Annotated in this window: 22 protein-coding genes; 12 read left to right on the top strand and 10 right to left on the bottom strand. The window is 37.2% G+C overall.

What is annotated here, in order from left to right; translation table 11 throughout:
* Window positions 1-17: 17 nt before the first annotated feature.
* The 3 genes from uvrC to EV200_RS14270 all read left to right on the top strand — a co-directional run bounded on the left by uvrC (window position 18) and on the right by EV200_RS14270 (window position 3,761).
* Complete coding sequence (gene uvrC / locus EV200_RS14260; RefSeq protein ID WP_132533760.1) at window positions 18-1,820, top strand: excinuclease ABC subunit UvrC; 1,803 nt, start codon at window positions 18-20, stop codon at window positions 1,818-1,820.
* A 131-nt stretch (window positions 1,821-1,951) separates the two neighbouring features.
* Window positions 1,952-2,350, top strand: coding sequence for a nuclease A inhibitor family protein (locus EV200_RS14265; RefSeq protein WP_132533762.1), 399 nt, complete (start codon window positions 1,952-1,954; stop codon window positions 2,348-2,350).
* A 37-nt stretch (window positions 2,351-2,387) separates the two neighbouring features.
* Window positions 2,388-3,761, top strand: coding sequence for a DNA/RNA non-specific endonuclease (locus EV200_RS14270; protein ID WP_132533764.1), 1,374 nt, complete (start codon window positions 2,388-2,390; stop codon window positions 3,759-3,761).
* Window positions 3,762-3,924: 163 nt separating this feature from the next.
* On the opposite strand, the gene porN is transcribed toward EV200_RS14270, so the two are convergent.
* From porN to EV200_RS14300, 6 genes are all read right to left on the bottom strand, one after another.
* Complete coding sequence (porN, locus tag EV200_RS14275) at window positions 3,925-4,833, bottom strand: type IX secretion system ring subunit PorN/GldN (protein WP_165877935.1); 909 nt, start codon at window positions 4,831-4,833, stop codon at window positions 3,925-3,927.
* A gap of 7 nt (window positions 4,834-4,840) precedes the next feature.
* On the bottom strand, window positions 4,841-6,373 hold the full coding sequence (gene porM / locus EV200_RS14280; RefSeq protein ID WP_132533768.1) for a type IX secretion system motor protein PorM/GldM: 1,533 nt from the start codon (window positions 6,371-6,373) through the stop codon (window positions 4,841-4,843).
* A gap of 40 nt (window positions 6,374-6,413) precedes the next feature.
* The gene (porL, locus tag EV200_RS14285) at window positions 6,414-7,223 is read right to left on the bottom strand and encodes a type IX secretion system motor protein PorL/GldL (protein WP_132533770.1); all 810 of its coding nucleotides are present in this window, start codon (window positions 7,221-7,223) and stop codon (window positions 6,414-6,416) included.
* A 39-nt stretch (window positions 7,224-7,262) separates the two neighbouring features.
* Complete coding sequence (porK, locus tag EV200_RS14290; protein ID WP_132533772.1) at window positions 7,263-8,588, bottom strand: T9SS ring complex lipoprotein PorK/GldK; 1,326 nt, start codon at window positions 8,586-8,588, stop codon at window positions 7,263-7,265.
* A gap of 217 nt (window positions 8,589-8,805) precedes the next feature.
* Window positions 8,806-9,576 carry a uroporphyrinogen-III synthase gene (locus EV200_RS14295; protein ID WP_132533774.1) on the bottom strand — a complete coding sequence of 257 codons (771 nt, stop codon included), beginning with the start codon at window positions 9,574-9,576 and terminating at the stop codon, window positions 8,806-8,808.
* A gap of 14 nt (window positions 9,577-9,590) precedes the next feature.
* The gene (locus EV200_RS14300; RefSeq protein WP_132533776.1) at window positions 9,591-10,571 is read right to left on the bottom strand and encodes a DUF4271 domain-containing protein; all 981 of its coding nucleotides are present in this window, start codon (window positions 10,569-10,571) and stop codon (window positions 9,591-9,593) included.
* Window positions 10,572-10,668: 97 nt separating this feature from the next.
* On the opposite strand from EV200_RS14300, the gene hemW reads away from it, so the two are divergent.
* The 6 genes from hemW (at window position 10,669) to EV200_RS14330 (ending at window position 16,193) form a co-directional block, all read left to right on the top strand.
* Window positions 10,669-11,802 (top strand): radical SAM family heme chaperone HemW, encoded by a 1,134-nt coding sequence (gene hemW / locus EV200_RS14305; protein ID WP_132533778.1) that lies wholly within the window; start codon window positions 10,669-10,671, stop codon window positions 11,800-11,802.
* 98 nt (window positions 11,803-11,900) lie between these two features.
* A complete protein-coding gene (locus EV200_RS14310) occupies window positions 11,901-12,683 on the top strand; it encodes an SDR family oxidoreductase (protein WP_132533780.1) in 783 nt (260 codons plus the stop codon).
* Window positions 12,684-12,885: 202 nt separating this feature from the next.
* Window positions 12,886-13,437, top strand: coding sequence for a fasciclin domain-containing protein (locus EV200_RS14315; RefSeq protein ID WP_132533782.1), 552 nt, complete (start codon window positions 12,886-12,888; stop codon window positions 13,435-13,437).
* A gap of 281 nt (window positions 13,438-13,718) precedes the next feature.
* Window positions 13,719-14,504 carry a DUF3050 domain-containing protein gene (locus EV200_RS14320; protein ID WP_132533784.1) on the top strand — a complete coding sequence of 262 codons (786 nt, stop codon included), beginning with the start codon at window positions 13,719-13,721 and terminating at the stop codon, window positions 14,502-14,504.
* Window positions 14,505-14,628: 124 nt separating this feature from the next.
* Window positions 14,629-15,507, top strand: a complete 879-nt coding sequence (locus EV200_RS14325; protein ID WP_132533786.1) for a cupin-like domain-containing protein — start codon at window positions 14,629-14,631, stop codon at window positions 15,505-15,507.
* A 71-nt stretch (window positions 15,508-15,578) separates the two neighbouring features.
* Window positions 15,579-16,193, top strand: coding sequence for a sugar O-acetyltransferase (locus EV200_RS14330; protein WP_132533788.1), 615 nt, complete (start codon window positions 15,579-15,581; stop codon window positions 16,191-16,193).
* A 418-nt stretch (window positions 16,194-16,611) separates the two neighbouring features.
* Here EV200_RS14330 and EV200_RS14335 read toward each other — a convergent pair whose 3' ends face one another.
* Window positions 16,612-17,040 carry a YybH family protein gene (locus EV200_RS14335; protein ID WP_132533790.1) on the bottom strand — a complete coding sequence of 143 codons (429 nt, stop codon included), beginning with the start codon at window positions 17,038-17,040 and terminating at the stop codon, window positions 16,612-16,614.
* 84 nt (window positions 17,041-17,124) lie between these two features.
* Here EV200_RS14335 and EV200_RS14340 point away from each other — a divergent pair, with 84 nt between their 5' ends.
* Window positions 17,125-17,991, top strand: coding sequence for a carbohydrate kinase family protein (locus tag EV200_RS14340; protein ID WP_132533792.1), 867 nt, complete (start codon window positions 17,125-17,127; stop codon window positions 17,989-17,991).
* Between the two features lie 78 nt (window positions 17,992-18,069).
* Here the strand turns inward: EV200_RS14340 and EV200_RS14345 are convergent, their stop codons facing one another.
* Both EV200_RS14345 and rsgA read right to left on the bottom strand, forming a co-directional pair.
* Window positions 18,070-19,023, bottom strand: coding sequence for a Smr/MutS family protein (locus tag EV200_RS14345; protein WP_132533794.1), 954 nt, complete (start codon window positions 19,021-19,023; stop codon window positions 18,070-18,072).
* 130 nt (window positions 19,024-19,153) lie between these two features.
* Window positions 19,154-20,074, bottom strand: coding sequence for a ribosome small subunit-dependent GTPase A (rsgA, locus tag EV200_RS14350; RefSeq protein WP_132533796.1), 921 nt, complete (start codon window positions 20,072-20,074; stop codon window positions 19,154-19,156).
* Between the two features lie 116 nt (window positions 20,075-20,190).
* Between rsgA and EV200_RS14355 the strand changes: the two genes are divergently transcribed.
* A complete protein-coding gene (locus tag EV200_RS14355; RefSeq protein WP_132533798.1) occupies window positions 20,191-20,640 on the top strand; it encodes a GyrI-like domain-containing protein in 450 nt (149 codons plus the stop codon).
* 4 nt (window positions 20,641-20,644) lie between these two features.
* Here the strand turns inward: EV200_RS14355 and EV200_RS14360 are convergent, their stop codons facing one another.
* Window positions 20,645-20,980, bottom strand: coding sequence for a hypothetical protein (locus EV200_RS14360; protein WP_132533800.1), 336 nt, complete (start codon window positions 20,978-20,980; stop codon window positions 20,645-20,647).
* Between the two features lie 539 nt (window positions 20,981-21,519).
* Between EV200_RS14360 and thrA the strand changes: the two genes are divergently transcribed.
* Window positions 21,520-23,970 carry a bifunctional aspartate kinase/homoserine dehydrogenase I gene (gene thrA / locus EV200_RS14365; RefSeq protein WP_132533802.1) on the top strand — a complete coding sequence of 817 codons (2,451 nt, stop codon included), beginning with the start codon at window positions 21,520-21,522 and terminating at the stop codon, window positions 23,968-23,970.
* Window positions 23,971-24,040: the final 70 nt, after the last annotated feature.

Raw genomic sequence — 24,040 nt, forward strand, 5'->3', positions numbered from 1 at the left:
ACTCTATTATTGAAAGCATGAGCAGTTTCGACCATAAAACAGCATTAACGGCTATTCCTCATAAACCAGGCGTTTACCAATACTGGGATGTGGATGGAAAGTTAATGTACATTGGTAAAGCAAAAGATCTTCGAAACCGTGTTGGCTCCTATTTCAATAGTGATAAGCAACAGTTTAATGGAAAAACGAGGGTGTTGGTTTCTAAAATCAGGAAGATCACCTTTACCATTGTTGATACTGAAATTGATGCCTGGTTATTGGAAAATAGCTTAATTAAAAAGCATCAGCCAAAATTTAATATCAATTTAAAGGATGACAAAACTTATCCATGGATTATTGTTAAAAACGAACCATATCCCAGAATCTACTGGACTAGAAAAGTAATCAAGGATGGGTCTACCTATTTTGGCCCTTATGGATCGATTGGGATGATGCACACCATTTTAGATCTAATTAAAGAGACTTATCCACTCAGAACATGTACTTTACCCTTGAACGATAAAAATATTGCTGAGGGAAAATTCAAAGTTTGTTTAGAATACCAGATTGGTAATTGCAAAGGACCTTGTCAGGCTTATCAAACAGAATCAGATTATGATAAAAACATAGGCGAGATTAAGGAAATTCTGAATGGAAAGATTGGCAATGTGATACGAGATGTTAAAGGAATTATTAAATCTGCATCTGAAGATTTAAATTTCGAACTGGCACATCAATACTCCAGGAGGCTACAAGTTTTAGAAAAATACCAAAGTAAATCGACCGTTGTAAACAGTGCCATTACAAATGTAGATGTGGTGAGTATCGCTTCTGATGAACGATATGCATTTGTCAACTATCTTAAGGTAATGAATGGAACTATTATTCAAACCCAAACCATTGAGATTAAAAAACTGCTTGATGAAAGCGACGATGAGTTATTAATTACAGCCATGCTGGAATTCAGAACAAAGTTTAACAGCACATCTAAAGAAATCATTGTCCCGTTTGAGCTTTCATTAGAAGATGAAAACTTAAAATTTACGGTGCCCAAACTGGGAGAAAAAAAGAAGTTATTAGAACTTTCGCAAAAGAATGTATTGTTCTTCAAAAAAGAAAAGCTGAATCAATATGAGAAGTTAAATCCGGATTTAAGGACTGACCGCATTCTCACCACCATGCAAAATGATTTACGATTAACCCAATTGCCAAAGCATATCGAATGCTTTGATAACTCCAACTTTCAGGGCAAGTACCCCGTTTCTGCGATTGTGGTATTTAAAGATGCCAAACCATCTAAAAAAGATTACCGCCATTTTAACGTGAAAACAGTTGAAGGACCCAATGATTTTGCAACAATGGAGGAGGCTGTTTTTAGGCGTTACAGAAGAATGTTGGAAGAAGATCAATCCTTGCCACAATTGATCATCATCGATGGTGGTAAAGGCCAACTCTCGTCTGCAGTTAAAAGCCTTAAATTGTTAGGAATTGAAAATAAAGTTACTGTGATCGGTATTGCTAAAAGATTGGAAGAATTATTCTACCCCGGAGATTCGTACCCACTATACTTAGATAAGAAATCAGAAACCTTAAAAATCATTCAACAACTTCGTGATGAAGCGCACAGGTTTGGCATTACCTTCCACCGCAAGAAACGAGATCAAGGTACTTTGAAAACAGAACTCGAACAGATTGAAGGTATCGGCAAAACAACTGCCGATAGATTATTAACTCATTTCAAATCGGTTAAAAAAATAAAAGAGGCTACAGAAAAAGAGCTGGCAGAAATCCTCAACAAAAAGCAAGTTGTTACTTTGCTAAATCACTTTAAGGAAGCATAAATTCAGATCGTAAACCACAATGTCTTTGAGCTAAAGGTTAACACAATCTTAATCTTACCTTTGTTTCACTTCCATATTTTTTCTTTAAATTAGGCTTGTTAATATCAGTAAACATCATCCCCTAATTTTACATGAATAACAACATCCTGGCTATAATGACCAAACTTTTATTGGGTGCATTATACTTTACCGAAACGGAAAGCCCTTTTACAGTGGCCGACTGGGGCAAAATTCCTCCTACAGAATTATTATCAAAAATTGCCACACATTACCATTCGACTCCATCTAACTTAAAACAGATCAATCCAGCTGATTTTTTCAATCATTTAATTTCCAAGGTAGATCCATCTGATGCACCCATGGTTGAAAATGCAAAGAAAATTCAGACCATCTATACCCACTTAGAACAAAACCTATCCAGCCTTAAGGTAATCAGAATAGAGGGCGCTAGCAGAATTCCGGTGTTAATTACCGGCTATTTACCAGATGGCACCTGCGTGGTGATTGAAACCCTCGCAGTAGAAACCTAAGAAATCAATTCCATTCAAAACCATATCCCAAACAAAAATGAAAGCACTAAAAAAATTAAGCTTAATGGCCATGTTGTGCCTTGGCCTGGCTGCCTGTAAAAAAGAAAATCAAATTCAGCCAGAAACAACTCTATTTGAACAAAAATTAAACAACAAAGCAGTTACTGCCAGTGCCCAGGCAATTGCTGCTGGTTTTCCAGAAAACTTTGAATCCGGTTCAAAAACAAGCTACACTACGGCATCAATCACTTTAAGTAGTGGAAGCTGGAATCTTAACGATGCCTTGATCGGCAACCTTGCAGCAGACGCGAAGAATGGCAGTCAATCCGTTCGCATCCGGAATACTGGCATATTAAGCATGAATTTCGATGTAAATGGTGCTGATGTAGTGAGTATTGCCCATGCTAAATATGGTACAGATGCAAGCAGTACCTGGCAGCTTTGGTATTCAACAAACGGTGGTTCGAGTTGGCAACAATCTGGTAGCACAGTTACCAGTAGCACCACAACATTGTCTACCATAACCTTTAACACAACAATTTCTGGCAATGTCCGTTTTCAAATCCGTAAAATTAGCGGCGGTACAGCACGCATTAACATAGATGATTTTAGCATTTCTACTGGCGGCGGCACCACTACTCCTCCTACTACAACCCCTGGAGATAATAGCCACCTTCTACTTGGAAATCCAAGCAATGCTGTTGCAAGCACCTCATATCCTGAAAATTATTTAATGGAACGTACTTATTATACAAGTTCTTACAGCAAAAGCAGGGCTACACCAAACTGGGTGAGCTGGCATATCGGGTCATCTGATTTGGGTTCTGCATCTCGTCAGGATGATTTCAGGGCTGATAATACCTTACCTTCAGGCTGGTATCAGGTATCAAACAGTAGCTATTCGGGTTCTGGTTTTGATCGTGGACACAATTGCCCTTCGGCAGATAGAACATCTTCAGTTACTGCAAACTCTTCTACCTTTTTAATGAGTAATATGATGCCGCAAGCACCTAATAATAACCAGGGGCCATGGGCTGATTTGGAAAATTACACCCGTTCATTGGTAACAGCAGGAAACGAAGTTTATGTTATTTGTGGTTCTTACGGATCAGGTGGAACAGGAAGTAATGGTGGCACTACTTATACCATTGATAACGGACGGGTTAATGTGCCTTCCAATACCTGGAAAGTTATCTTAGTACTATCAAATGGCAATAACGATTTAAACCGTATAACATCTACCACGAGGGTAATTACTGTAAACATGCCAAATACAAATGGTTTAAATACAAACTGGAAAACCTATCGTACCAGTGTTAATGCGGTTGAATCTGCCACAGGTTATGATCTTTTATCAAATGTGCCTGTAGCGATTCAAAATGCGATTGAATCAGCAACAGATAATTTATAAATCGGCTTTTTATTACAAATGGCTTTATAATGAAAGTGAAACAAAGCAGCAATGTTTGCTAAATCCCAGCAGACATTGCGCTTTAAAATTACGATACTTTGTATTATTATTTTAAAAAGATTGGCATAACAAAAAAGGCTTCGAAAATTCGAAGCCTTTTTTGTTAATATTCCCAAAGTCCTTGTTCGTAATCAAGAACAGATTTTTTAATCCTCTCAGATTCGTACAACCTTTGCTTAGGGTCTGCAATAATATCTCTAAGCTTATTATCTCCGGGGTTAGATTCTTTAACAATATAACTGCTAAATAACCTCCGGATAAAGAAATCATCAAAACTTAATGTTGAAGCATCATTGTTCGTATTAACCAAACGTTTCTTGGTTAAAATCTCTCTCGCTTCAGGATAATAAATCCAGAATACCGGTTGCCATTGCTTAGAAGATTCAATAAATTTCATTGGAGCAATACCCACAATACGAGGTTCGAAAATAGAACGCTTAACGTCGAAGATCCAGTCCTCTTTGATTCTGAACTTTAAAAAAGATTCAGGATTAAGGTCATTGGCTACTGTTGTAACCGTACCAGCTTTTGAATCCGTAACCTCGACAGTTCCCGCTGCCTGCATCATCGCTGAATCCGCTGCTAAAGGATTTGTAAAGGCATCATCCTCATTATTTACACTATCAAAAGGAGAATAGGCTGTAAGCTCTTCTGCTTTAACTGCAGCAATTAATACATCTATTAATCTTGATTTTGGTGATCTTAATGCAGAATTTACGGTATCACGTAAATCGATTTCCCTCCAAATACGTTTGGCATAAAAAACGTCTTCCTCTCTAACATCAGCCAAAGGTACCATTTCTGTACTATCAATGTCTTTACGTGCATAAAAACCATCTTTTGGCGGAACCTTAAGTTTCTTTTTAGCTGTTTTTACCGGTGCCTTTACCGTATCTACTGGAGCCGGAGCTACTGTTGCAGCCTTCTTAGGTGCCAGCTTAGTCGGCCTTCTTTGTGCAAAAGCCAATGTTGTAAATAAAATAAAAACAGCAATACTTAAAATCCTTTTCATCTTTTTCTTATTTAACAGTAAATGCTAATGAAGGTAACACATTCTGACGGCCATCTGGACCAACAGAAACAATATCCTCAAAAAATACTCTTGTTCCTGGAGTGATAGAGTTTATTGCCGCTCTAACCGGACCGGCAAAACTTCCGCCACTACCTGAAATGGTAATTGCATCAGAACGTGGTTTAATAATCGTTAACTTGTAACGTTGAATTTTGAATTTCACATCAAATGGAAAATCATCAAGATCGGCCTCAATTTCGCTTTCGCTTTTCAATTGAACTGAAGCTACATCACCACCTGATCTTCCACCAACCTTTGCAATTGGTTTAGGTATGGCCTTAACCCTGAATTTTTGAGAACCCAGACTAACTGTTTTACCTGCATTTGAAGCACTCACATTAATTGAAACTTCCTGACCAACCTGGCTACCAGCAAGATTAACATTATAATTTCCGTTTGAACCAGACATTGAACCAGATGAAATCGATGCCTTAATACTTTCTAAAGGGAAACCTGCTGCCGAAACCGTAAATGGATTCGGAATACCAGCATAAATCACATTCATTTTTGTAGATGATACTGTTGCAGATGGTTTTGCTACCTGATATTTTTGAGGTTGTGTTTTATACTCTTTTACTTGACCATCAGTTTGACGAACACGAACCGTACCTACCCAGGTAAATTCACCTACACTTCCAGTTCCTCCCGAATAAGTTCCTTTTCCTTCTTTAACAGATAATTTATTTCCGTTTACAGTGATATCTGGTGTAGACCTGGAATCACTGGCTGTTAAAAATACTTCAGCGGTATAAGGCTGGCCCTGGATAACATATGAAGTTGGTGCCACAGCAACTGCAGCGAACTGATCAAGGTTAACCTGAGCCTTATCCATGTTTCCGAACAACTTTTTAACCACTTCTGCTTCAGCATTTTTAGTATCTGCCTGAAGTTTAGTTAAAACAGTCATTGCAGCTGTTAACGGTGTGCCCTCTCCAAAATAAGTGGCCTGCCAATTACCTTTTCTTTTTCTTTCCGGATCTTTAGCTTCCAATGAAAAAGCGACATTAGCTCTATCAGCCGGATCAAGTAAAGAAATTAATTTCTCACGTGTGGCGTTGATTTTCGCTTTTAATTTATCAGCTTCTCCCTTATTGATCATGATGTCCTGTGCAATATCCAGGTTATCCCTGTTTACAAGGTCGTCCGTTTCCGGATTAATTCCATCGCCCGCTTTAATAAATTGTTTTTTTATCCCCTCAATATAATTATCCAATTCATCAGCAGCAGCTTTAGCTTGTTGGGCCTTTTCGTAAATAGGCTTTGCACGAGCAGGCTCTTCTTTCAATTTTGAATTTTCAAAAGCTGAGAAAAGTTGATTAATACTAGAGTTTACATTGTTTTTTGACGTGTCCAAACTATCATTGATATTTTTGAATGCATCTAAAACAGTATCTGATACGTTTAAGGCCAGCATAGCCAACAATACCAAATACATGATATTGATCATCCGCTGCCTGGTTGTTTCTTTTCCGCCTGCCATATTGGTGTAGCTTTTTCTTTAAGATTAAAAACTAAACAAATTATAGACGTGGGCCATTCATAGCCGATAGCATATTGCCATAAATTGCATTTAATGATGACAGGTTTTTAGCCAGCTTATTCACTTCTTCTTTGAACTGTTTAGAATCTTCCATTGATTCATTGAAGTTCTGCATGGTTAGTGATAAGTTGGAATAAAATTTATTCATTGATTTTAAATGAGCGCTAGAATCCTGTAATTCTAATTCATAAACAGCATTTAAAGCTGATAAATTTTTAGATAAGTTATTAACCTGTTCATGATAAGCCTGAGAATCTACATTACTCTCGCCCATTGCTTTCAAGTTAGCCGTAGCTTTTTCAAAAGATGCACTTAAGTTGTCGAAACCAGCAGAAGCTGTTTTCACTTTGCTTGTAAATTCATTTGTTGCGGTAGAGGCATCTGCAACATTAGATATTGCGGCAACCTTATCACCAAATGTACGCAAGCCATTCCCTAAACTTTCAATTAATTCAGGTCCAACTTTAGCATCAGATAACATTTTATCTAGCGCAGCTGTATTTGCCGGAGCTGAAACGGTGGCTACTGGTCTGGCCGATGCTTTTGGCAGTTCTCCTGTAAAATCTGTCCTTAACTCTGGATAAACCCTTTCCCATGCTGGTTCTGGCTCTGGTGGGAAAAACCCTGTTAAAAAGAATAAAATTGCTTCAATACCTAGCCCTATTCCAATCATGTAACTACCATAGATTCCACCGATGTGCAAAATCTTAAATAATGCGCCAACGATTACAATACTTGCTCCCCATGAAATCGCTACATGTAACCACCCCGGTTGTTTTTTTGCTGCCATAAAATTGATGTTTTACTTTAAGTAATAGTTTGTTTGGTTTTAGTTTCTTAAATCGGTACCAGGGTAAGATGACACGCATCTGAAGCCGATATATGATCTTTGTGTATCCTGATATTCATAAGTAGATACGGCATTTTGAAGAAAGTAGCCTGTATCTTTCCATGAACCACCTTTTACCACTTTTCTTTTCAGGTATTTACTATCATTCGGTCCCGCAACATAGGTAAAGTTGGGGTTTAAATCATGTAATAGCGGTGCTGCACCTTTGTTGTAAGCTGTTAGTGTCCATTCGGATACATTTCCAGACATATTATACAAGCCATAATCATTTGGGAAATAAGATTTTACACCAACAGTGTAAATACCGCCATCACTCGAATAATCACCACGCCCAGGTTTAAAGTTAGCCTGCAAACACCCTTTTGTATTTCTGATATAAGGGCCGCCCCAAGGGTATTTTGTTTTAGTATTTCCACCTCTTGCAGCATATTCAAATTCCGTTTCTGCAGGTAATCTATAATCAGATCTTGACCCAGCAGGCATTTTCCTAGACTGCGCAACACCATCGTATAATCTTGTTCTCCAGTGAGAAAAAGCTTTAGCCTGTTCCCAACTTACACCAACTACCGGATAATCATCATATGAAGGATGGTTATAATAACCCCGCACCATCGGATCGTTTTGAGAATAAGAATAATCTGTTTTCCAAACCATGGTATCAGGATAGATGGCGATGTTATAACGATCAATGTAATCCTGACGTTTGCTATTCGGATTTTTATGTCCTAAAGCAGCCTTATCCATATTTAATTCTGCATAGTTGTATTCAAATTTACGGACATCAAATTCCTTTCTTCCTGGTAAAGCATCTAAACCAGAATAATACATCCCATCTAACTGAGCAGTTTCAGCACCAGCACCTTTACCTTTATTACGCCAGATATTAGCACCATTTACACCAACAGCCTTCCAATTGATATATTTCTCTCCGCCTAGCGCATCAGCTGCACCCTTTCCTTTAGGATTCATCATGAATTTTTGAGGATTTCCCATCATTGAAATGGCAATAGAATCTCTTACCCAATTGGTAAACTGACGATACTCTGCATTAGAAATCTCAGTTTGATCCATGAAGAATGCACTTATCGTTGTCATTCTACTTGGCCCATTCTGAGAAAACGTAATGTCCTCATCAGAACCTCCAAGTGGTGTATGACCCGGTGGAATGTAAACCATTCCCAAAGGAATACGGTTATTTTTAAATTTTCGGTTGTAAGCGCCCACTAACTCGCCCTGGCCTCCGTGACCACAACTCGCAAGAAACACTGTTACACCAACAATGGCCAGAAGGTAGATTTTCTTCATACTTTTTATAGCGTGCCGAGCACAATTAGGAGCAATTTTATCAAAAATCACTACAATAATCAACAAATGCAAATATTTAGTTAAATAGTTTATACTAAAGCTTACAACCAAAAATTGCGCTTAAAACCTTAATTAAACCTACTAGGATAGAGATGTAACTTTTGCTTTAACACAAAAGTTATGTTTTTATTATGAAAACTTTAAAAAAATAATCTTCTTATTTATTAGATGTTTTTATATAGTTTTCAATTGCCATTGTCATGGATGGAACACCAGGAGTAGGTGCTGCAATATCAACAATTAAACCCATATCTACACAAGCTTTACTTGTATTTATTCCGAAAGCTGCAATACGGGTATTGTTTTGTTTAAAATTTGGAAAATTTTTAAATAAAGACTGAATGCTTGATGGGCTGAAAAACGCAATGACATCATAGAAAACTTCAGCCAAATCTGATAAATCGCTAACCACCGTTCTGAAAAGAACTGCCGGCGTAAAATCATAGCCACTTTTTTCTAAAAATTTCATGGTATCTTCTGTAGCAACATCAGAACAAGGATACAAAAACTTTTCATTGGCATGTTTTTTCAAAACCTCCGCTAAATCTGCAGCTGTTTGCTTACCGAAAAATATTTTTCGTTTTCTGTATTGAATGTACTTTTGAAGATATAACGCAATAGTTTCAGATAGACAGAAATATTTTAAATCTACAGGGACATCATAACGCATTTCTTCACAAATTCTGAAGAAGTGGTCTGCTGCATTTCGGCTGGTAAAAATTACTGCTGTGAAATCACCTAAATTGATTTTATCCTTTCTAAAATCCCTGGCAGGCACACCTTCAACATGTATAAAAGACCTGAAATCAACTTTTAAATTGTGTTTTTTGGCCAAATCGTAGTAAGGAGATTTTTCTGCATCAGGTTTTGGCAATGTAACCAAAACACTTTTCACTTTGCGAATTCTAGAGTCGTTCTTTTCTTGCATTTTCCTTGGTCGTGCTACAATCCTATAGTTTTAATTAGTATTAAAATAGGACATATTTCGAGGGCGCAAAAGTACAGAATTAAATGCATTTTAGAAAACTTATTATTAGAAAGTATAGTAATCCCCGCTCTAAGCAACTGAAAGGCAAAGATTACCCCTAAAAGCAAGAAGGCTAATGCAATATAAACCACACCATATTTTAGTGGTGATAATGCAAAGGCAACAACCAACGGAATGAACAATAAGGATGCATTAAAATAACTAAGATATAAGATAGAAATGTATTCGCCAACCGGTTTTTGAACATTAAACAGGTAACCTATAAATCGTAGTATAAGTAGCTTTAAAGCATAGAATACGATAATAGTAAGGGATATAGTGAAAAAAAACTTAAACCCATGTTTAGCCTGATACATATCATAGTATTGTGCCACCAGGAAAAAAAACATACCCAAAATGAAACCGAATTGAATAAATAATAACAAGAACGGCCAGGAACTAAAGAGGTTATCTTCCTTATTAATATTGTTAAGTATCCGGTTACTAAAAAAAGATTGCACAATAGCAGAAAGCTGCTTTGAAAAGGCATTTTTTAATACCGCAAAGATAATCAGCATGGCAAAAATAAACCCCAGCAAACCTACATTTCCTTTAGGGATTTGCTTACCCAACTGATAAGGATTGGCTTTCTTTTTAAACTGTGCATATTTTTTTTGCCAACCCTGAAAATCCAGTTTAGGAAACAAAAACTCTTTCTGAACACTATCCATCATCGCATTTTTGTTAATCATGCTATCGGGTATAATCCAGGTATGGCTAAGAATAGAATCGGTAACTGCCTTTTGCCTCGCAAGCGTAGCTGAATCCAAGCGGTAGCGCTTAAATTTATACTGATTGACCACTTTTACACTATCTACAGGAGCAGGAATTTCTTGTGCCGAAGCAAAGTTTGCTAGCCAAATGATGGTAAAAAAAGTGAGAATAAATTTCGGCATGCTGTACATCAAAGCTTATGGATGCAAAAGTAGCTGAATAATCATTGTTTACCTAAAGAAAATAATTGCATTTAGAATATGCTGTATCTTTGCGGTTATGTCCGGCATTTATATCCACATCCCATTTTGCAAAAAGGCTTGTCACTATTGTGATTTTCATTTCAGCACTTCATTAAAATATGAAAATGAAATGGTAGATGCCATCTGCCGGGAAATTAAGATGAAACTGGATCGAATATCAGGTCAGGTGGGGAGTATTTATTTAGGCGGAGGAACACCTTCAATATTGTCGGAAAGCGCTTTGCAGCAAATTTTTGATACCATCAATCACACCTTTTCTGTTGATGCACAGGCAGAAATCACCATCGAAGCTAACCCTGATGATTTAACTGCTGATAAACTAAAAACATTAAGGCAACTTCCGGTCAATAGATTTAGTGTCGGGATTCAATCCTTTTTTGATGAAGATTTACGCTGGATGAACCGTGCTCATCATGCAATGGAAGCAGAAAACTGTATTAAAAGAAGTCAGGATGCAGGTTTTGAAAACCTTAGCCTCGACCTCATTTACGGTTATCCCCTACTTAGTGATTCAAAGTGGCTTGATAATATCCAGAAAACAATAACACTTCAGGTTCCACATATATCAGCTTACGCATTAACTGTGGAACCAAAGACGGCATTGGCACATGCAATCAAAAACAAAAAACAGCAGCCAGTAAGTGATCGCCAGAGTGCCGAACAATTTGTAATGTTAATGAATGAATTGGTAACCGCAGGCTTTGAACATTACGAAATTTCCAATTTTGCCAAGCCCGATCACTATGCCGTACACAATACCAATTACTGGCGAGGGGTAGACTATATTGGCATTGGCCCATCGGCACATGGTTTTGATGGACAAAACAGGTACATGAATCCGGCGAACAATGCGCAATACATGGAGGTATTGGCTCAAAATAAACTCCCGGAAATAGTGGAAGAATTATCACTGAATGATCGATTTAACGAATATGTAATGACTTCCCTAAGAACGATGTGGGGTACAGATTTAAAAAAGATCGAATCTGATTTTGGCTCGGAGTTTTTAGCAGAAACCAATCACAATTTGAAGGCTTTTGAAGAAAAAGATTGGTTGATTATCCAGAATGATCAAATTAAACTAAGCGAAAGGGGTAAACTTTTTGCCGATCATATCGCTTCAGAATTATTTATAGTGGGAAATGAATGAGTGAATTGAAAATGATTGAATTAGAGAATGAGTGATTTCGCAAGTAAAATAACATTCACTCATTCAAAACTCACTCATTCAAAATTAATTAATAAGATATGTCAAAAATTGTATGGATTACAGGTGCATCATCTGGAATTGGGGAAGCCTTGGTTTATGAACATTTTAAAGCGGGGGATAAACTCATTATTTCAGGGCGTAACCGCGATGAACTTTTTAGGGTAAAAGGCAATTGTCAAAATTCTTTTAATGTTCATGTGCTGCCATTTGATTTAAGCGAAACAGAAATGTTAGCTGCAAAAATAGAGGATGCTATTCGTATTTTTGGAGCCATAGATCTTTTAATTAACGCGGGAGGCATTAGCCAACGCGGATTAGCTCTTGCTACTAGCTTAGAAACCGAACAGCAGATCATGAATACCAATTTTTGGGGAACCGTAATTTTAAGCAAAGCAGTTCTGCAATCAATGATTAAAAATGGCAGTGGTCAAATCGTGGTGATTAGCAGCCTGGTGGGGAAATTTGGAACAAAGTTACGTTCTGCATATGCGGCATCAAAACATGCTTTGCATGGGTATTTCGATTCTTTAAGATCAGAAATTGAGCATCAGAATATCCATATTACCATTGTTTGTCCAGGATTTATTAAAACCAATGTTTCCGTTAATGCTTTAACTGCAAATGGAAATAGCCAGGGAACTATGGACGATGCACAAGCGAATGGGATGAGCGCAGCAGATTGTGCCAAACAAATTGTGGCAGCTGTTAAAGCCAAAAAAGAAGAAGTATATATCGGCGGAAAAGAAACCAAAGCAATTTTTCTGAAACGGTTTTTCCCATCCTATTTCTCAAAAAAGATAAAAAATGCAAAGGTAACGTAGTCAAAAACACGATTCATTTACAACAAATTTACCATCTAGAGTTGTAGAATAAAGATCAATTCACCTAAAATCATTTCGAAAAAAAATAATTTTAAGTCACTTATAATCAGTATTTTAATAAAAATTTTCAAATTTTAAAAATCCAAGTATCTGTGATGTGTCGTAAATGAAGGCAAATAACAAAAACTTAAAATTTAAAATAATGAAAAAATTAATCTTATCGGCAATTGCAGTAGTTACTATGGCAGTTACCACTCAGGTTTACGCACAAAAAAATCCTATGGTTGGCGGTGCGGCAATGTATCCAACTAAAGACATTGTAGATAATGCGGTAAATTCTAAAGACCACACTACTTTGGTTGCAGCAGTTAAAGCAGCAGGTTTAGTAGAAACGTTAAAAGGCGCTGGTCCGTTTACTGTTTTTGCACCAACAAATGCAGCATTTGATAAACTTCCTGCAGGTACAGTTGCTAATTTAGTGAAACCAGAAAATAAAGCAACCTTGACAAAAATTTTAACTTACCACGTTGTAGCTGGTAAATTAGATAGCAAAGCAATCGCTGCAGCCATTAAAGCTGGTGGTGGTAAAGCAGAGCTTACAACAGTAGAAGGTGGTAAACTTTGGGCTTGGATGGAAGGCAAAAAATTGGTTTTGAAAGATGAAAAAGGCGGAATGAGCACCGTTACAATTGCTAATGTATATCAAAAAAATGGTATTATCCATGTAATTGATTCAGTTTTAATGCCTAAATAAATATTAGTTTAGTTTGAATATATAAGAATGCTTTTGCCTCGGCAAAGGCATTTTTTTTTCGCCCATTTGCCCTTTATTTCTTCTCTGAACTTAAGTTTCAATGTATTTTCAATGAGTAGTTTGTCAGCCGTTTTTCAGGTTTTTGATTTTTAGAGCGTTATCGCAAATTACTACTTAATTTTGACGCATAAAATTACATATGAAAGCGGGCAAAACATTTGGTATGGTTAATTATTAATCGCACACATTTATCTACCTGTCGATCATTCAAATACAAAAATATGCATCCTAATATTTTAAAAATCAAGGAAAACATTGAACCGCTTAGAAGGCAGATTATCAACCATAAGGTATACAATGCCATTAGTGAGGTAGAAGATCTACAAATTTTTATGGAGCACCACATTTACGCCGTTTGGGATTTTATGTCGCTGCTTAAATCTTTACAAATCAATTTAACTTGTACTACATTACCTTGGTTTCCAGTGGGTGATGCGATTACCCGTCAACTCATCAATGAAATTGTAGCAGGTGAGGAAAGTGATGTCGATGCAACCGGTAATGTTAAAAGCCATTTCGAACTGTATTTAGATGCGATGGAACAATGTGGTGCTAACGTAAATCCTATAAACAATTTCTTAATTTCATTAAAAAATGGAAGCGATTTTAACACGGCTTTTGAATTAGCGAATGTTCCTCAGGCTGCCAGAGATTTCATGAATGCAACATTTGACACCATTAATAGTGGCAAAACACATTTACAAGCGGCCAGTTTCACATTCGGTCGAGAAGATTTAATCCCCAACATGTTCTTTAGCATGGTTAATGATTTAAATAGCACTCAACCTGAAAAAGTCTCGATTTTTAAATATTACCTGGAGCGACATATTGAGGTAGACGGCGACCATCACAGTCATTTAGCTTTAGCCATGACAGAAAAGTTATGTGAAAAAGATGATTCTTTTTGGACAGAAGCCGAGGAAACAACTAAAAGGGCTTTACAAAACCGGATAGATTTATGGAATGCGGCTTACGCTGAAATTATTAAAAACAAAGTTTCGGCTTAAACGATCAAATTATTATACTGTTAATTCAAATACGTGATTTAAGTCACATTTAATACATACACTACTATTTGTAAAATAAAATTTACATTTTTGTTGTTCGGCACAAATATCCGATTTTAAACGCATGAGTTTCATTCTAAAACCTGTTGATATCGTGGAGAGCATAACTCCTGAAGATTTCAAAAAAAATTATTTGAAAACGAAACGTCCGCTTGTCATTAAAGGCCTTACCAAAGACTGGCCGGCAAGAGAAAAATGGACGACAGAATACTTAAAAGAAATTGGTGGGGAACTTGAAGTTCCATTGTACGACAACTCCAAAGCAGATCCGTCTAAACCGATAAATGCGGCAACTGCCCATATGAAGTTTGGTGATTACCTTGATTTAATAAAACGTGAACCAACAGAATTAAGGATCTTTTTCTTTAATTTATTTAAGAAAGTTCCCAGCTTAATCAACGATATAAAAATTCCGAAAGATTTAATGGGTGGTTTTATAGAAAGCATGCCTGCAATGTTTTTTGGTGGATCAAATTCGGTTACCTTTTTACATTACGACATTGATTTACCTCATATTTTCCACACCCATTTTGGTGGTAGAAAGCACATTGTGCTTTTCGATAATAAATGGAAAGACAGATTGTATTGCCTGCCGAATGCCACTTATGCTTTAGAAGATTATCAGGTAGATAATCCTGATTTTGAAAAATTTCCTGCTTTAAAAGGAATTGAAGGCTACGAAGTATTCTTAGAGCACGGCGACACCTTATTTATGCCAACCGGAATGTGGCATTGGATGAAATATCTTGATGGTTCATTCTCTTTAAGCTTACGTGCATGGGATCAATCCATTACCCGGAAAGTAGCCAGTGTTTGGAGCTTATTTACGCATGGCGCTATTGATAGTTTAATTAAAATGACTTTCAAAGAGAAATACGCCAATTGGAGAGAGAAAAAAGCCGTAAAGATTGCTGAACGTGCTTTAGCCAAAGGCAGGCCATAACATATTAATAAATGCATTTCAGCGGGGCGTCGGTTACGATTAGCCCCGTATTTTTTTTAAAAATAAATTTTATGGATATCAACCTACTAATCGAGAAACAAAAAATGCTGGCAGGTAAAGCTTACCAGGCTGGCGATGGAGAATTATCAAAAGAAAGATTAAGGGCCCGGGAGGTTGTATTTGAATTTAATAACCTTGCTCCGAAGTTTGTTAAGCAGCGTAAAGAGTTGATCAAAAAGCTCTTTGGTAAAACAGAGCGGATGTTTTACATCGAACCTCCATTCCGTTGTGATTATGGTTACAACATAGAAATTGGCGATAATTTTTATGCAAACTTTAATCTGGTTATTTTAGATTGCGCCAAGGTATCCATCGGGAACAGTGTTTTTATTGCGCCCAACGTAGCCATTTATACTGCCGGGCATCCTTTACATGCGCATCTCCGAGATCAGGAATATGAGTGGGCACAAGAAATTTCCATTGGAAACAGTGTTTGGATTGGCGGAAATGTAGTGATTAATCCAGGCGTGAAAATTGGCTCAAACGTAGTTATTGGTTCAGGAAGTATTGTTACCCGTGATATTCCTGATAACGTTTTCGCAGCTGGAAACCCTTGCAGGATAATCCGCCAACTTACCGATGAGGATAAGGATTATTATTATAAAGATTTTAAGCTTGGAGAATAGTTTTTAACCCAATAAGTTACCTTAGATCGTCATTTCGACTGAAGTGGAGAAATCTTTGTAACGGGATGAGCTTTGTGTTCAAATATGATCCAATATAAATAAATATTTATCACAGAACGTCATTTGCAGCAAAGCAGAAAATGATGTTTAATAGTTCAAAGATTTCTCCATTACGCTGCGCTCCAGTCGAAATGACGATGTATCGCTTAAACGTCATTTCGACCGAAGTGGAGAAATCCTTGTAACAGAATTAGAATATTGTTCAATAAGCTCTCTGTTCAGCTGCAATCTATTGAAGCAATAACTTATCATTGAACATCTTTTCGAGCAACGCGGAGAAATGATGTTATATTATTTCAAAGATTTCTCCATTACGCCGCGCTCCAGTCGAAATGACGATAAACACGATATTTATTTTTTAGCTTGAATGATCTACAAAGATTTTCCACTCCCCATTCAACTTCTTAAATAATAAGGTAAAATATCCTTGTGGTTCGTCCTTTTCTCTTTTTAAATGCCAGCTTCCCAACACGAATGCGACATCCTGATTTAAAAAATCTACCTTTTTAATTCCGAAGGTAAGCGTACCCATCCCCGCTTTACCTGAATAAGTTTTCTTATAATTATCCAATGTTTTTTGCCAGCCATAAGTGGGCCCGCTACTTCCAACAAAAAGCAAGCTATCACTTTTAACATAGCCTTGCATAAAAGTTTCCAAATTACCTTTATTCCACTCCGTTCGTTGTTTTTCCAACACATCAAGAATAGCTTGTTTATCTTTTGGCGACTGTGCAAATGCACTTACCGAGCATATTAGTAGCGTAATTAATATTTTTATCTTCATCATTTTCTGGTCTTATGGTAAAGATATGAAACAAATTATTCCGTTCCATGTATAAAAACTGTTTCTTTACATCACAAATAATCAGGCATGAAAAAAACAGTAATTTCAATAGGCGAAATTTTGTGGGATGTTTTTCCAGAGGGGAAAAAAGCAGGTGGCTCAAGTATGAATGTGGCTTTAAATCTTCACAAGCAAGGGATCAACAGTAAATTCATCAGTGCGGTTGGAGATGATGAATCAGGAAAAGAATTGATTGAATTTTTAAAAGCTCAAAACTTCGAATCAGATTTAATTCAAATCAATGACCTCCCAACCAGTACTGTTGAAGTAAAACTTGATGAATCTCATCAGGCGACTTACACCATTGTAGAACCTGTGGCCTGGGATGCAATAAACCTAAACGACCATGCGCTTGAAGCGGTAAAACAAGGAGATGCCTTTGTTTACTGCAGCTTAACATGTCGAAATGAAAAAAGCAAAGACACCATTCTGGCTTTACTGAAACAGGCTAAACTCAAGATCTTCGACATTAATCTTCGTCCGCCGTTTTATACCATAGAAACCTTAAAAACCTTATTAGGCGAGGCTAATATTTTAAAGGTAAATGAACACGAATTGGTTTATCTGAAAGATGAACTGGCTTTAACAGGCAATACAGATGAACAATTATTAAAGCAACTCAGCCTCAACTTCAATATTGAAATTATTTGCTTAACCGTAGGTGAGAAAGGTGCATACGTACTTCAGGATGGTCATTTATATCATCACAAAGGCTACCAGGTTGAAGTTGCAGACACAGTTGGTGCCGGCGATTCATTCTTAGCTACCTTTATTTCTAGCTATCTCAACGGCTACCCAATTAATACAGTTTTAGACAGGGCCTGCAAAGTTGGTGCCTTTGTCGCCTCGCAACATGGAGCAAACCCTGACTATGGAGATGAGGTTTTCAGTTAACATTTTTAAGTTTGCAATTTTCAGTATTAAGTTCATAGGTAACAAATGAACCAATGACTATTGAACTAATGAACCGATTTATTTAAAAACTACTTCAGTTGCACCGTAGCCGAACTTTTCCTTCCTGGCATCCATATATGTTTTGATGTGCGGGTTTTTGCTTATCAGCTTATGAATTTTATCCCTTAGCGTTCCATTTCCTGACCCATGAATAAAAATCATTTTGTCGAAATGGTGTACGATAGCGGCATCAAGGGAGTTTTGAAAATGATTTATCTGAATCTGAAGAATTTCATCTGGTTCTAAAAAGTGGTGATCATCCCTTAACTTTTCGATATGAAGATCAATTTCTTTAGCCGGGGCATCTACTGTTTTCTTTTCTGCAGGCGATTTAAAAAAACTTTCCCTTAACTTTTGGGCATCGATAGTTATAGGCACCAAATCATCCAGACGAATTAACCAGCCTTTATTTTTAGCCATTGGTAATTCCTTTTGTTCGGAAGAAAAATCTTTCGCCCTGAATTTCTTACGGATCACCAAGGGATCAACTGGCTTTGCATCCGTCTTACCAGAAATTAAAATCTGGAAGGTAAATTCTGGCCATAAATCAAGGTCTGCTAATGAAGCAGAATATACCAATGCAGATTGATAAGCTTCAATAATGCCATGAAAGGCACCAGTATATTTCTCTTTCCTTTCAGTGGTCAAACTCATCAGAAGAACACTGGATGATTGATTTTGCAAATGAAAGTGAACCACGTTACCAGCCTTGTTATCCGTGGCAACAGCAACGTAAATTCCATTTTCAATTTTACTGATTGTTGGAACACTTACCTGAATAGGCTTAGGTGCATCCTGTTCCTCTGCAGTTATACCGTGGCCATGTACAGAGGTTAAATTACTGATGGCTACAGGAATTTCAAAACCATCCTCATCCGTTACCCCCAATGTTTGTGCATCAATTATCTTCGTAACATAACCCTCACGTTTTTCATCAACAAAACGAACAAAATCTCCTAATTTGAATTTCATATTTACCCCCAACCCCCTGAAGGGGGCTTTTGACTTTCTATAGTTTAAACAAAACGTTATTATTTCTTTTTTACTTTACGCCCTGCCTATCCACCTTGCCTTTCAACTCCCCCTTCAGGGTGTTGGGGGGCTAATGCCGCGTATCGTTACCATGATAAATACTCAGGTAACTTTCATATCTTGAAATGGCAATTTCATCATTATTCACAGCTTCGATTACAGCACAACCCGGCTCATTCACATGGCGACAGTTATTGAAACGGCATTGGTGGGAAGTTTTAAAAATCTCCCTGAAGAAATGCCCTAATTCTTCCTTTTCGATATCGATTACGCCAAGCTCTCGAATGCCAGGAGTGTCTACAATAAAACCGCCCTGAGGCAATTCAAACATTTCTGCAAAGGTTGTGGTATGCTGTCCTTTATCGCTCCAATCAGAAACTTCACCTGTACGTAAATCCCGGTCAGGCAAAAGCGCATTGATTAAACTTGATTTCCCTACTCCTGAGTGACCAGATATTAAGGTGATTTTATCAGTAATTAATTCCTGAATAATTGGAATATTGATGCCCTTCAAAGCAGAAACTTCATAAGTAGCATAGCCTATATTTTCATAAATATCTTTAAACTCCTGAAGAATCTCGAGGCCTTCTTTACTGAATAGATCTAATTTATTAAATACGAGAACAGTGGGCACATCATAAGCTTCGGCAGTTACCAAAAACCGATCAATAAATCCTAAGGAAGTTCTTGGTGAGGCTAGTGTAACGACCAAAATAGCCATATCTAGGTTGGCGGCCAATATCTGGGCTTGTTTACTCAGGTTAATTGATTTACGGATAATATAGTTTTTCCGAGGTAAAAGTTCATCAATAATTCCTTGATTGCTGTCACGCTCGAGATCAAACTTCACACGGTCACCAACGGCAATTGGGTTCGTGGTTTTGATTCCCTTCATCCTGAACTTACCCACAATACGACAGTCGTAACGTTCGCCATTATCGCCTAACACACTGTACCAGCTCCCTGTAGATTTTATAACTAATCCTTGCATACTTTGATGCAAAGGTAAGCATAAGGGATGGGAAAATGGATAATCGAGGCTTATGCATTTTCTAAAAATAGAAGCTAAAAGTTATTCAACAAACAATATCTTCGTTTAAAATCTAAATGATGGAAAACTTCAAGATAATCGGGATATCGGTTCAAACAACTAATCAAAACAATCAGGCTGCTGCAGATTTAGGGCAGCTCTGGGCCAGGTTTTACCAAGAAGAAATAGGCAAACTAATCCCCAGCAAAGAATCTGATGATGTTTATGCCATCTATACTGATTATGAAAGTGATTATACCGGAAAATACACCACCATTATCGGCCATCGGGTAAGTACTTTGGATATTATCCCTGATGGTTTAACAGGACGGGAAGTTAAAAACGAAAAACTGTTAAGGTATATTGCCAAAGGCGAAATGCCCAATGCCGTTGTAGAAACCTGGAAAGAAATCTGGGCCAATGATATTGCCTTATACCGCACTTATCATGCTGATTTTGAAGTTTATGGCAAAAAATCTCAGCAAGGTGTAGATTCGGAAGTAGAGATTTATATTGGCGTGAGGTAGTTAATTATAACTTTTCCAAATATGGCTTTAGCCGCTTAAATTCTCCTCTTGCAAACTTTTTCATGATCCTGATGGTCACAACACCGTAAGCTCCCCTGATACCATAAATTGCGGCTTCTGCATCATTCTTTGTTACATTTATTGCTTCAATTGTATTTGGATTAATTGCTTTTGTATATTCCTTCTTTAAAACAAAAGTTTTATTCCTGAATACCATAATCCATAGCGGCATCTGACCCATCGGAGTTACCCCGCATTTGAGTGTTATTTTAGTATTGTTTTGTGAATAGACATTAGCACAAAAGGCCATCAGAATTAAAACTGTAATAAAGAATTTCATGCGGTTTGTTTCAATGATGATTCTAAATCATTCAAGATTCCATAAGTATTTGCCGTATTAATATATAACCTAAACTTTTAAACTACAAATTACCGAATGATGCCAGGAACACATATAACATGAATGGTAAAGCAACACATCATAATAATCGTTGATGAACATTAAAATTTAAGCATTAAAATCCAACTTAGTTTCCAGTTCAAAAAATGCCTTTATTTCATCCACTTAAACGTTTTATTAAAAATTCAGAAAGAAAATTTAAAAAACATTTGCATTTTAAAAAAATAATCTTCTACTTTACGGTGTACAAAGTACACGAAGAAGACATGAATTTTACATCATCAATTATTACAACGATTATTATTACCATCGGGATAAACCAGCGGGGCTAATTTGTTGTAAATTGAATTAACATAAAAAACACAGAAAGCGTCCCGACAAAAATCGGGACGCTTTTTTTTTTAAACCCAAACCATTTAAACTGTACTCAACCAAAATAATTAACAAGCAAAGGTGCAGTTTAGCTAAAACCAGAACTAATGAAAGTACTCAAATTCGGTGGCACATCCGTAGGTTCGGCCGAGAACATTAAAACGCTACTTAATATAGTAGCCAAAGAAAAATTACAAAGCAATCCGGTAGTTGTATTATCGGCAATGAGTGGTGTAACCAACCTGCTTACTGATATGGCAGAGCGGGCTGAACGCGGAGAAGATTATGATGCTTCTTTAAAAGAAATAGAAGCGAAACATTTTGCGGTGATCCGTTCGCTTTTACCAGCAGCAGCGCAAAACCCGGTATTTACCCGTTTAAAGATCTTCTTTAATGAATTGGAAGATTTATTACAAGCGGTTAGCAATTTGCGAGAATTGAGTTTGCAAACCAAAGATCAGATTCTGAGTTATGGCGAACGTTGTTCTTCATTTATGATTGCACATATTGCTGCTCAAAATATCAGCAATGCAGTTTACGTAAACGGTGCAGAGTTAATTAAAACCGACAGTAATTTCGGGCAGGCTAAGGTAGACACCGATTTAACAGAGATATTAATCAATGATTTCTATCAGAACAATAAGGAAAAGGTACTTTTTGTTACCGGATTCATTGCCAGCAATGCAGCAGGAAGAGTAACCACTTTAGGCCGTGGCGGTTCTGATTATACGGCTGCAGTTTGGGGCTCAGCTTTAAATGCTGAAGAAATTGAAATCTGGACTGATGTAAACGGCATGATGACTGCTGATCCTCGTATTGTTAAAAAAGCATTCTCGCTACCAGAACTGAGTTATACTGAAGCAATGGAATTGAGTTATTTTGGCGCAAAGGTGATTTATCCGCCAACGATGATTCCTGCTTTCATGAAGAAAATTCCTATTGTTATTAAAAATACCTTCGAGCCTGATTTCGGTGGAACTTATATTAAAAGTGATGTCAAAACATCCAGCCTTCCTATAAAAGGCATTTCATCTATTGATCACATCAGCATCATCAACCTTACGGGAAGCGGTATGGTTGGAAAAGCTGGCTTTAGTGGACGATTATTTTCCTTGCTTTCCCGAGAACAGATTAATGTGGTGTTGATTACCCAATCTTCATCAGAACATAGTATCACTTTTGCTGTTAAACCAACTGATGCCGGACAAGCAATTGCTTTAATTAAAAAAGAGTTTGAACTGGAATTAGATGCCAATAAACTGGCTTTACCAGAGGTGGAAAACAACCTGGCAGTTTTGGCCATTGTAGGTGAAAACATGAAACATACGCCAGGAATGAGTGGACGTTTATTTGGTGCTTTAGGCCGTAACGGAATCAACGTGAGGGCAATTGCACAAGGGTCTTCAGAATACAATATTTCTGTAATCATCAGTGCCGCTGATTTATCTAAAGCAGTTAATGCCGTTCACGATGCCTTTTTTACAGATTTAAAAAGAACGCTGAATATCTTCTGCCTCGGAACTGGAAATATCGGCAAAACGCTGTTTAACCAGCTGAAAGAACAAATGCCTTTTCTTGCCGAGAATAATGATTTACAGGTAAAAGTAACCGGCATTTGTAATACCCGTAAAATGGTGTTTAATGCAGATGGTTTATCGCTGGAAAATTGGGAAACCGTTTTAAATGAAAATGGCGAACAGGCAGATCTGGCTGGCTTCGTTGCTAAAATGAAGGCGATGAATTTGCCAAACTGTGTATTTGTAGATAATACCGCAGCAGAAACACCTATTGAATTTTATCAGGGTGTTTTTGAAAGTAGCATTTCTGTAGTTACCTGCAATAAGAAAGGAAATTCTGCAGATTTCGCCCAATACAAATCATTTAAAGATACTGCCCGTAAGTTTGGCGTAGATTTTTATTATGAAACAAACGTTGGTGCAGGCTTACCAATCATCCGGACGCTAAAAGAATTGATGATGAGTGGCGATAAAGTAGCACGTATTGAAGCCATATTATCGGGTACAATCTCTTACATCTTTAATAATTTTAAAGATGAGGCTGGTTTTTATGAAACTGTTAAAGAAGCACAGAAGTTAGGTTATACTGAGCCCGATCCAAGGGATGATTTGAATGGAAAAGATTTTATGCGTAAAATGTTAATTCTTGCCCGTGATGCAGGTTATCCATTAGAAGCAGCCGATGTAAAAATTGATAATATTTTACCTGAGGCTTGTCTAAATGCTACATCTGTAGAAGATTTTTATGCTGAATTACAAAAGAACGCAGCCTATTTTGAAGATTTAAAAAATCAGGCGGCCAACACTGGGAAGGTTTTACGTTACATCGGAAAACTGGAAGATGGAAATGTTGAAATCAGTTTGCAGATGGTAGATGACAGTCACCCTTTCTACATGCTTTCCGGAAGCGATAATATCATTTCGTTCACCACAGATCGGTATAAATCCCGTCCATTAGTGGTGAAAGGTCCGGGAGCTGGCGCAGAAGTGACCGCAGCAGGGGTTTTTGCAGATATTATAAATGTGGGTTCAGTAAACTAGCAGAAATTTAGTTGATTATTAACAAAAAATAAATTCAAGTGATTGCAAGTTTTGACTCAGATCTTGATAA

The organism is Pedobacter psychrotolerans (genome assembly GCF_004340665.1).
Classification (GTDB): domain Bacteria; phylum Bacteroidota; class Bacteroidia; order Sphingobacteriales; family Sphingobacteriaceae; genus Pedobacter; species Pedobacter psychrotolerans.

Bases quoted from the DNA above. Each gene is read 5' to 3' on its own strand.
- EV200_RS14325 (WP_132533786.1), top strand. From the start codon at position 14,629: ATGAGTTTCATTCTAAAACCTGTTGATATCGTGGAGAGCATAACTCCT.
- porM (WP_132533768.1), bottom strand. From the start codon at position 6,373: ATGGCAGGCGGAAAAGAAACAACCAGGCAGCGGATGATCAATATCATG.
- hemW (WP_132533778.1), top strand. From the start codon at position 10,669: ATGTCCGGCATTTATATCCACATCCCATTTTGCAAAAAGGCTTGTCAC.
- porK (WP_132533772.1), bottom strand. From the start codon at position 8,588: ATGAAGAAAATCTACCTTCTGGCCATTGTTGGTGTAACAGTGTTTCTT.
- rsgA (WP_132533796.1), bottom strand. From the start codon at position 20,074: ATGCAAGGATTAGTTATAAAATCTACAGGGAGCTGGTACAGTGTGTTA.
- EV200_RS14295 (WP_132533774.1), bottom strand. From the start codon at position 9,576: ATGCAAGAAAAGAACGACTCTAGAATTCGCAAAGTGAAAAGTGTTTTG.
- thrA (WP_132533802.1), top strand. From the start codon at position 21,520: ATGAAAGTACTCAAATTCGGTGGCACATCCGTAGGTTCGGCCGAGAAC.
- EV200_RS14320 (WP_132533784.1), top strand. From the start codon at position 13,719: ATGCATCCTAATATTTTAAAAATCAAGGAAAACATTGAACCGCTTAGA.
- EV200_RS14315 (WP_132533782.1), top strand. From the start codon at position 12,886: ATGAAAAAATTAATCTTATCGGCAATTGCAGTAGTTACTATGGCAGTT.
- EV200_RS14360 (WP_132533800.1), bottom strand. From the start codon at position 20,980: ATGAAATTCTTTATTACAGTTTTAATTCTGATGGCCTTTTGTGCTAAT.
- EV200_RS14330 (WP_132533788.1), top strand. From the start codon at position 15,579: ATGGATATCAACCTACTAATCGAGAAACAAAAAATGCTGGCAGGTAAA.
- EV200_RS14345 (WP_132533794.1), bottom strand. From the start codon at position 19,023: ATGAAATTCAAATTAGGAGATTTTGTTCGTTTTGTTGATGAAAAACGT.
- porL (WP_132533770.1), bottom strand. From the start codon at position 7,223: ATGGCAGCAAAAAAACAACCGGGGTGGTTACATGTAGCGATTTCATGG.
- porN (WP_165877935.1), bottom strand. From the start codon at position 4,833: ATGAAAAGGATTTTAAGTATTGCTGTTTTTATTTTATTTACAACATTG.
- EV200_RS14265 (WP_132533762.1), top strand. From the start codon at position 1,952: ATGAATAACAACATCCTGGCTATAATGACCAAACTTTTATTGGGTGCA.
- EV200_RS14300 (WP_132533776.1), bottom strand. From the start codon at position 10,571: ATGCCGAAATTTATTCTCACTTTTTTTACCATCATTTGGCTAGCAAAC.
- uvrC (WP_132533760.1), top strand. From the start codon at position 18: ATGAGCAGTTTCGACCATAAAACAGCATTAACGGCTATTCCTCATAAA.
- EV200_RS14270 (WP_132533764.1), top strand. From the start codon at position 2,388: ATGAAAGCACTAAAAAAATTAAGCTTAATGGCCATGTTGTGCCTTGGC.
- EV200_RS14310 (WP_132533780.1), top strand. From the start codon at position 11,901: ATGTCAAAAATTGTATGGATTACAGGTGCATCATCTGGAATTGGGGAA.
- EV200_RS14355 (WP_132533798.1), top strand. From the start codon at position 20,191: ATGATGGAAAACTTCAAGATAATCGGGATATCGGTTCAAACAACTAAT.
- EV200_RS14340 (WP_132533792.1), top strand. From the start codon at position 17,125: ATGAAAAAAACAGTAATTTCAATAGGCGAAATTTTGTGGGATGTTTTT.
- EV200_RS14335 (WP_132533790.1), bottom strand. From the start codon at position 17,040: ATGATGAAGATAAAAATATTAATTACGCTACTAATATGCTCGGTAAGT.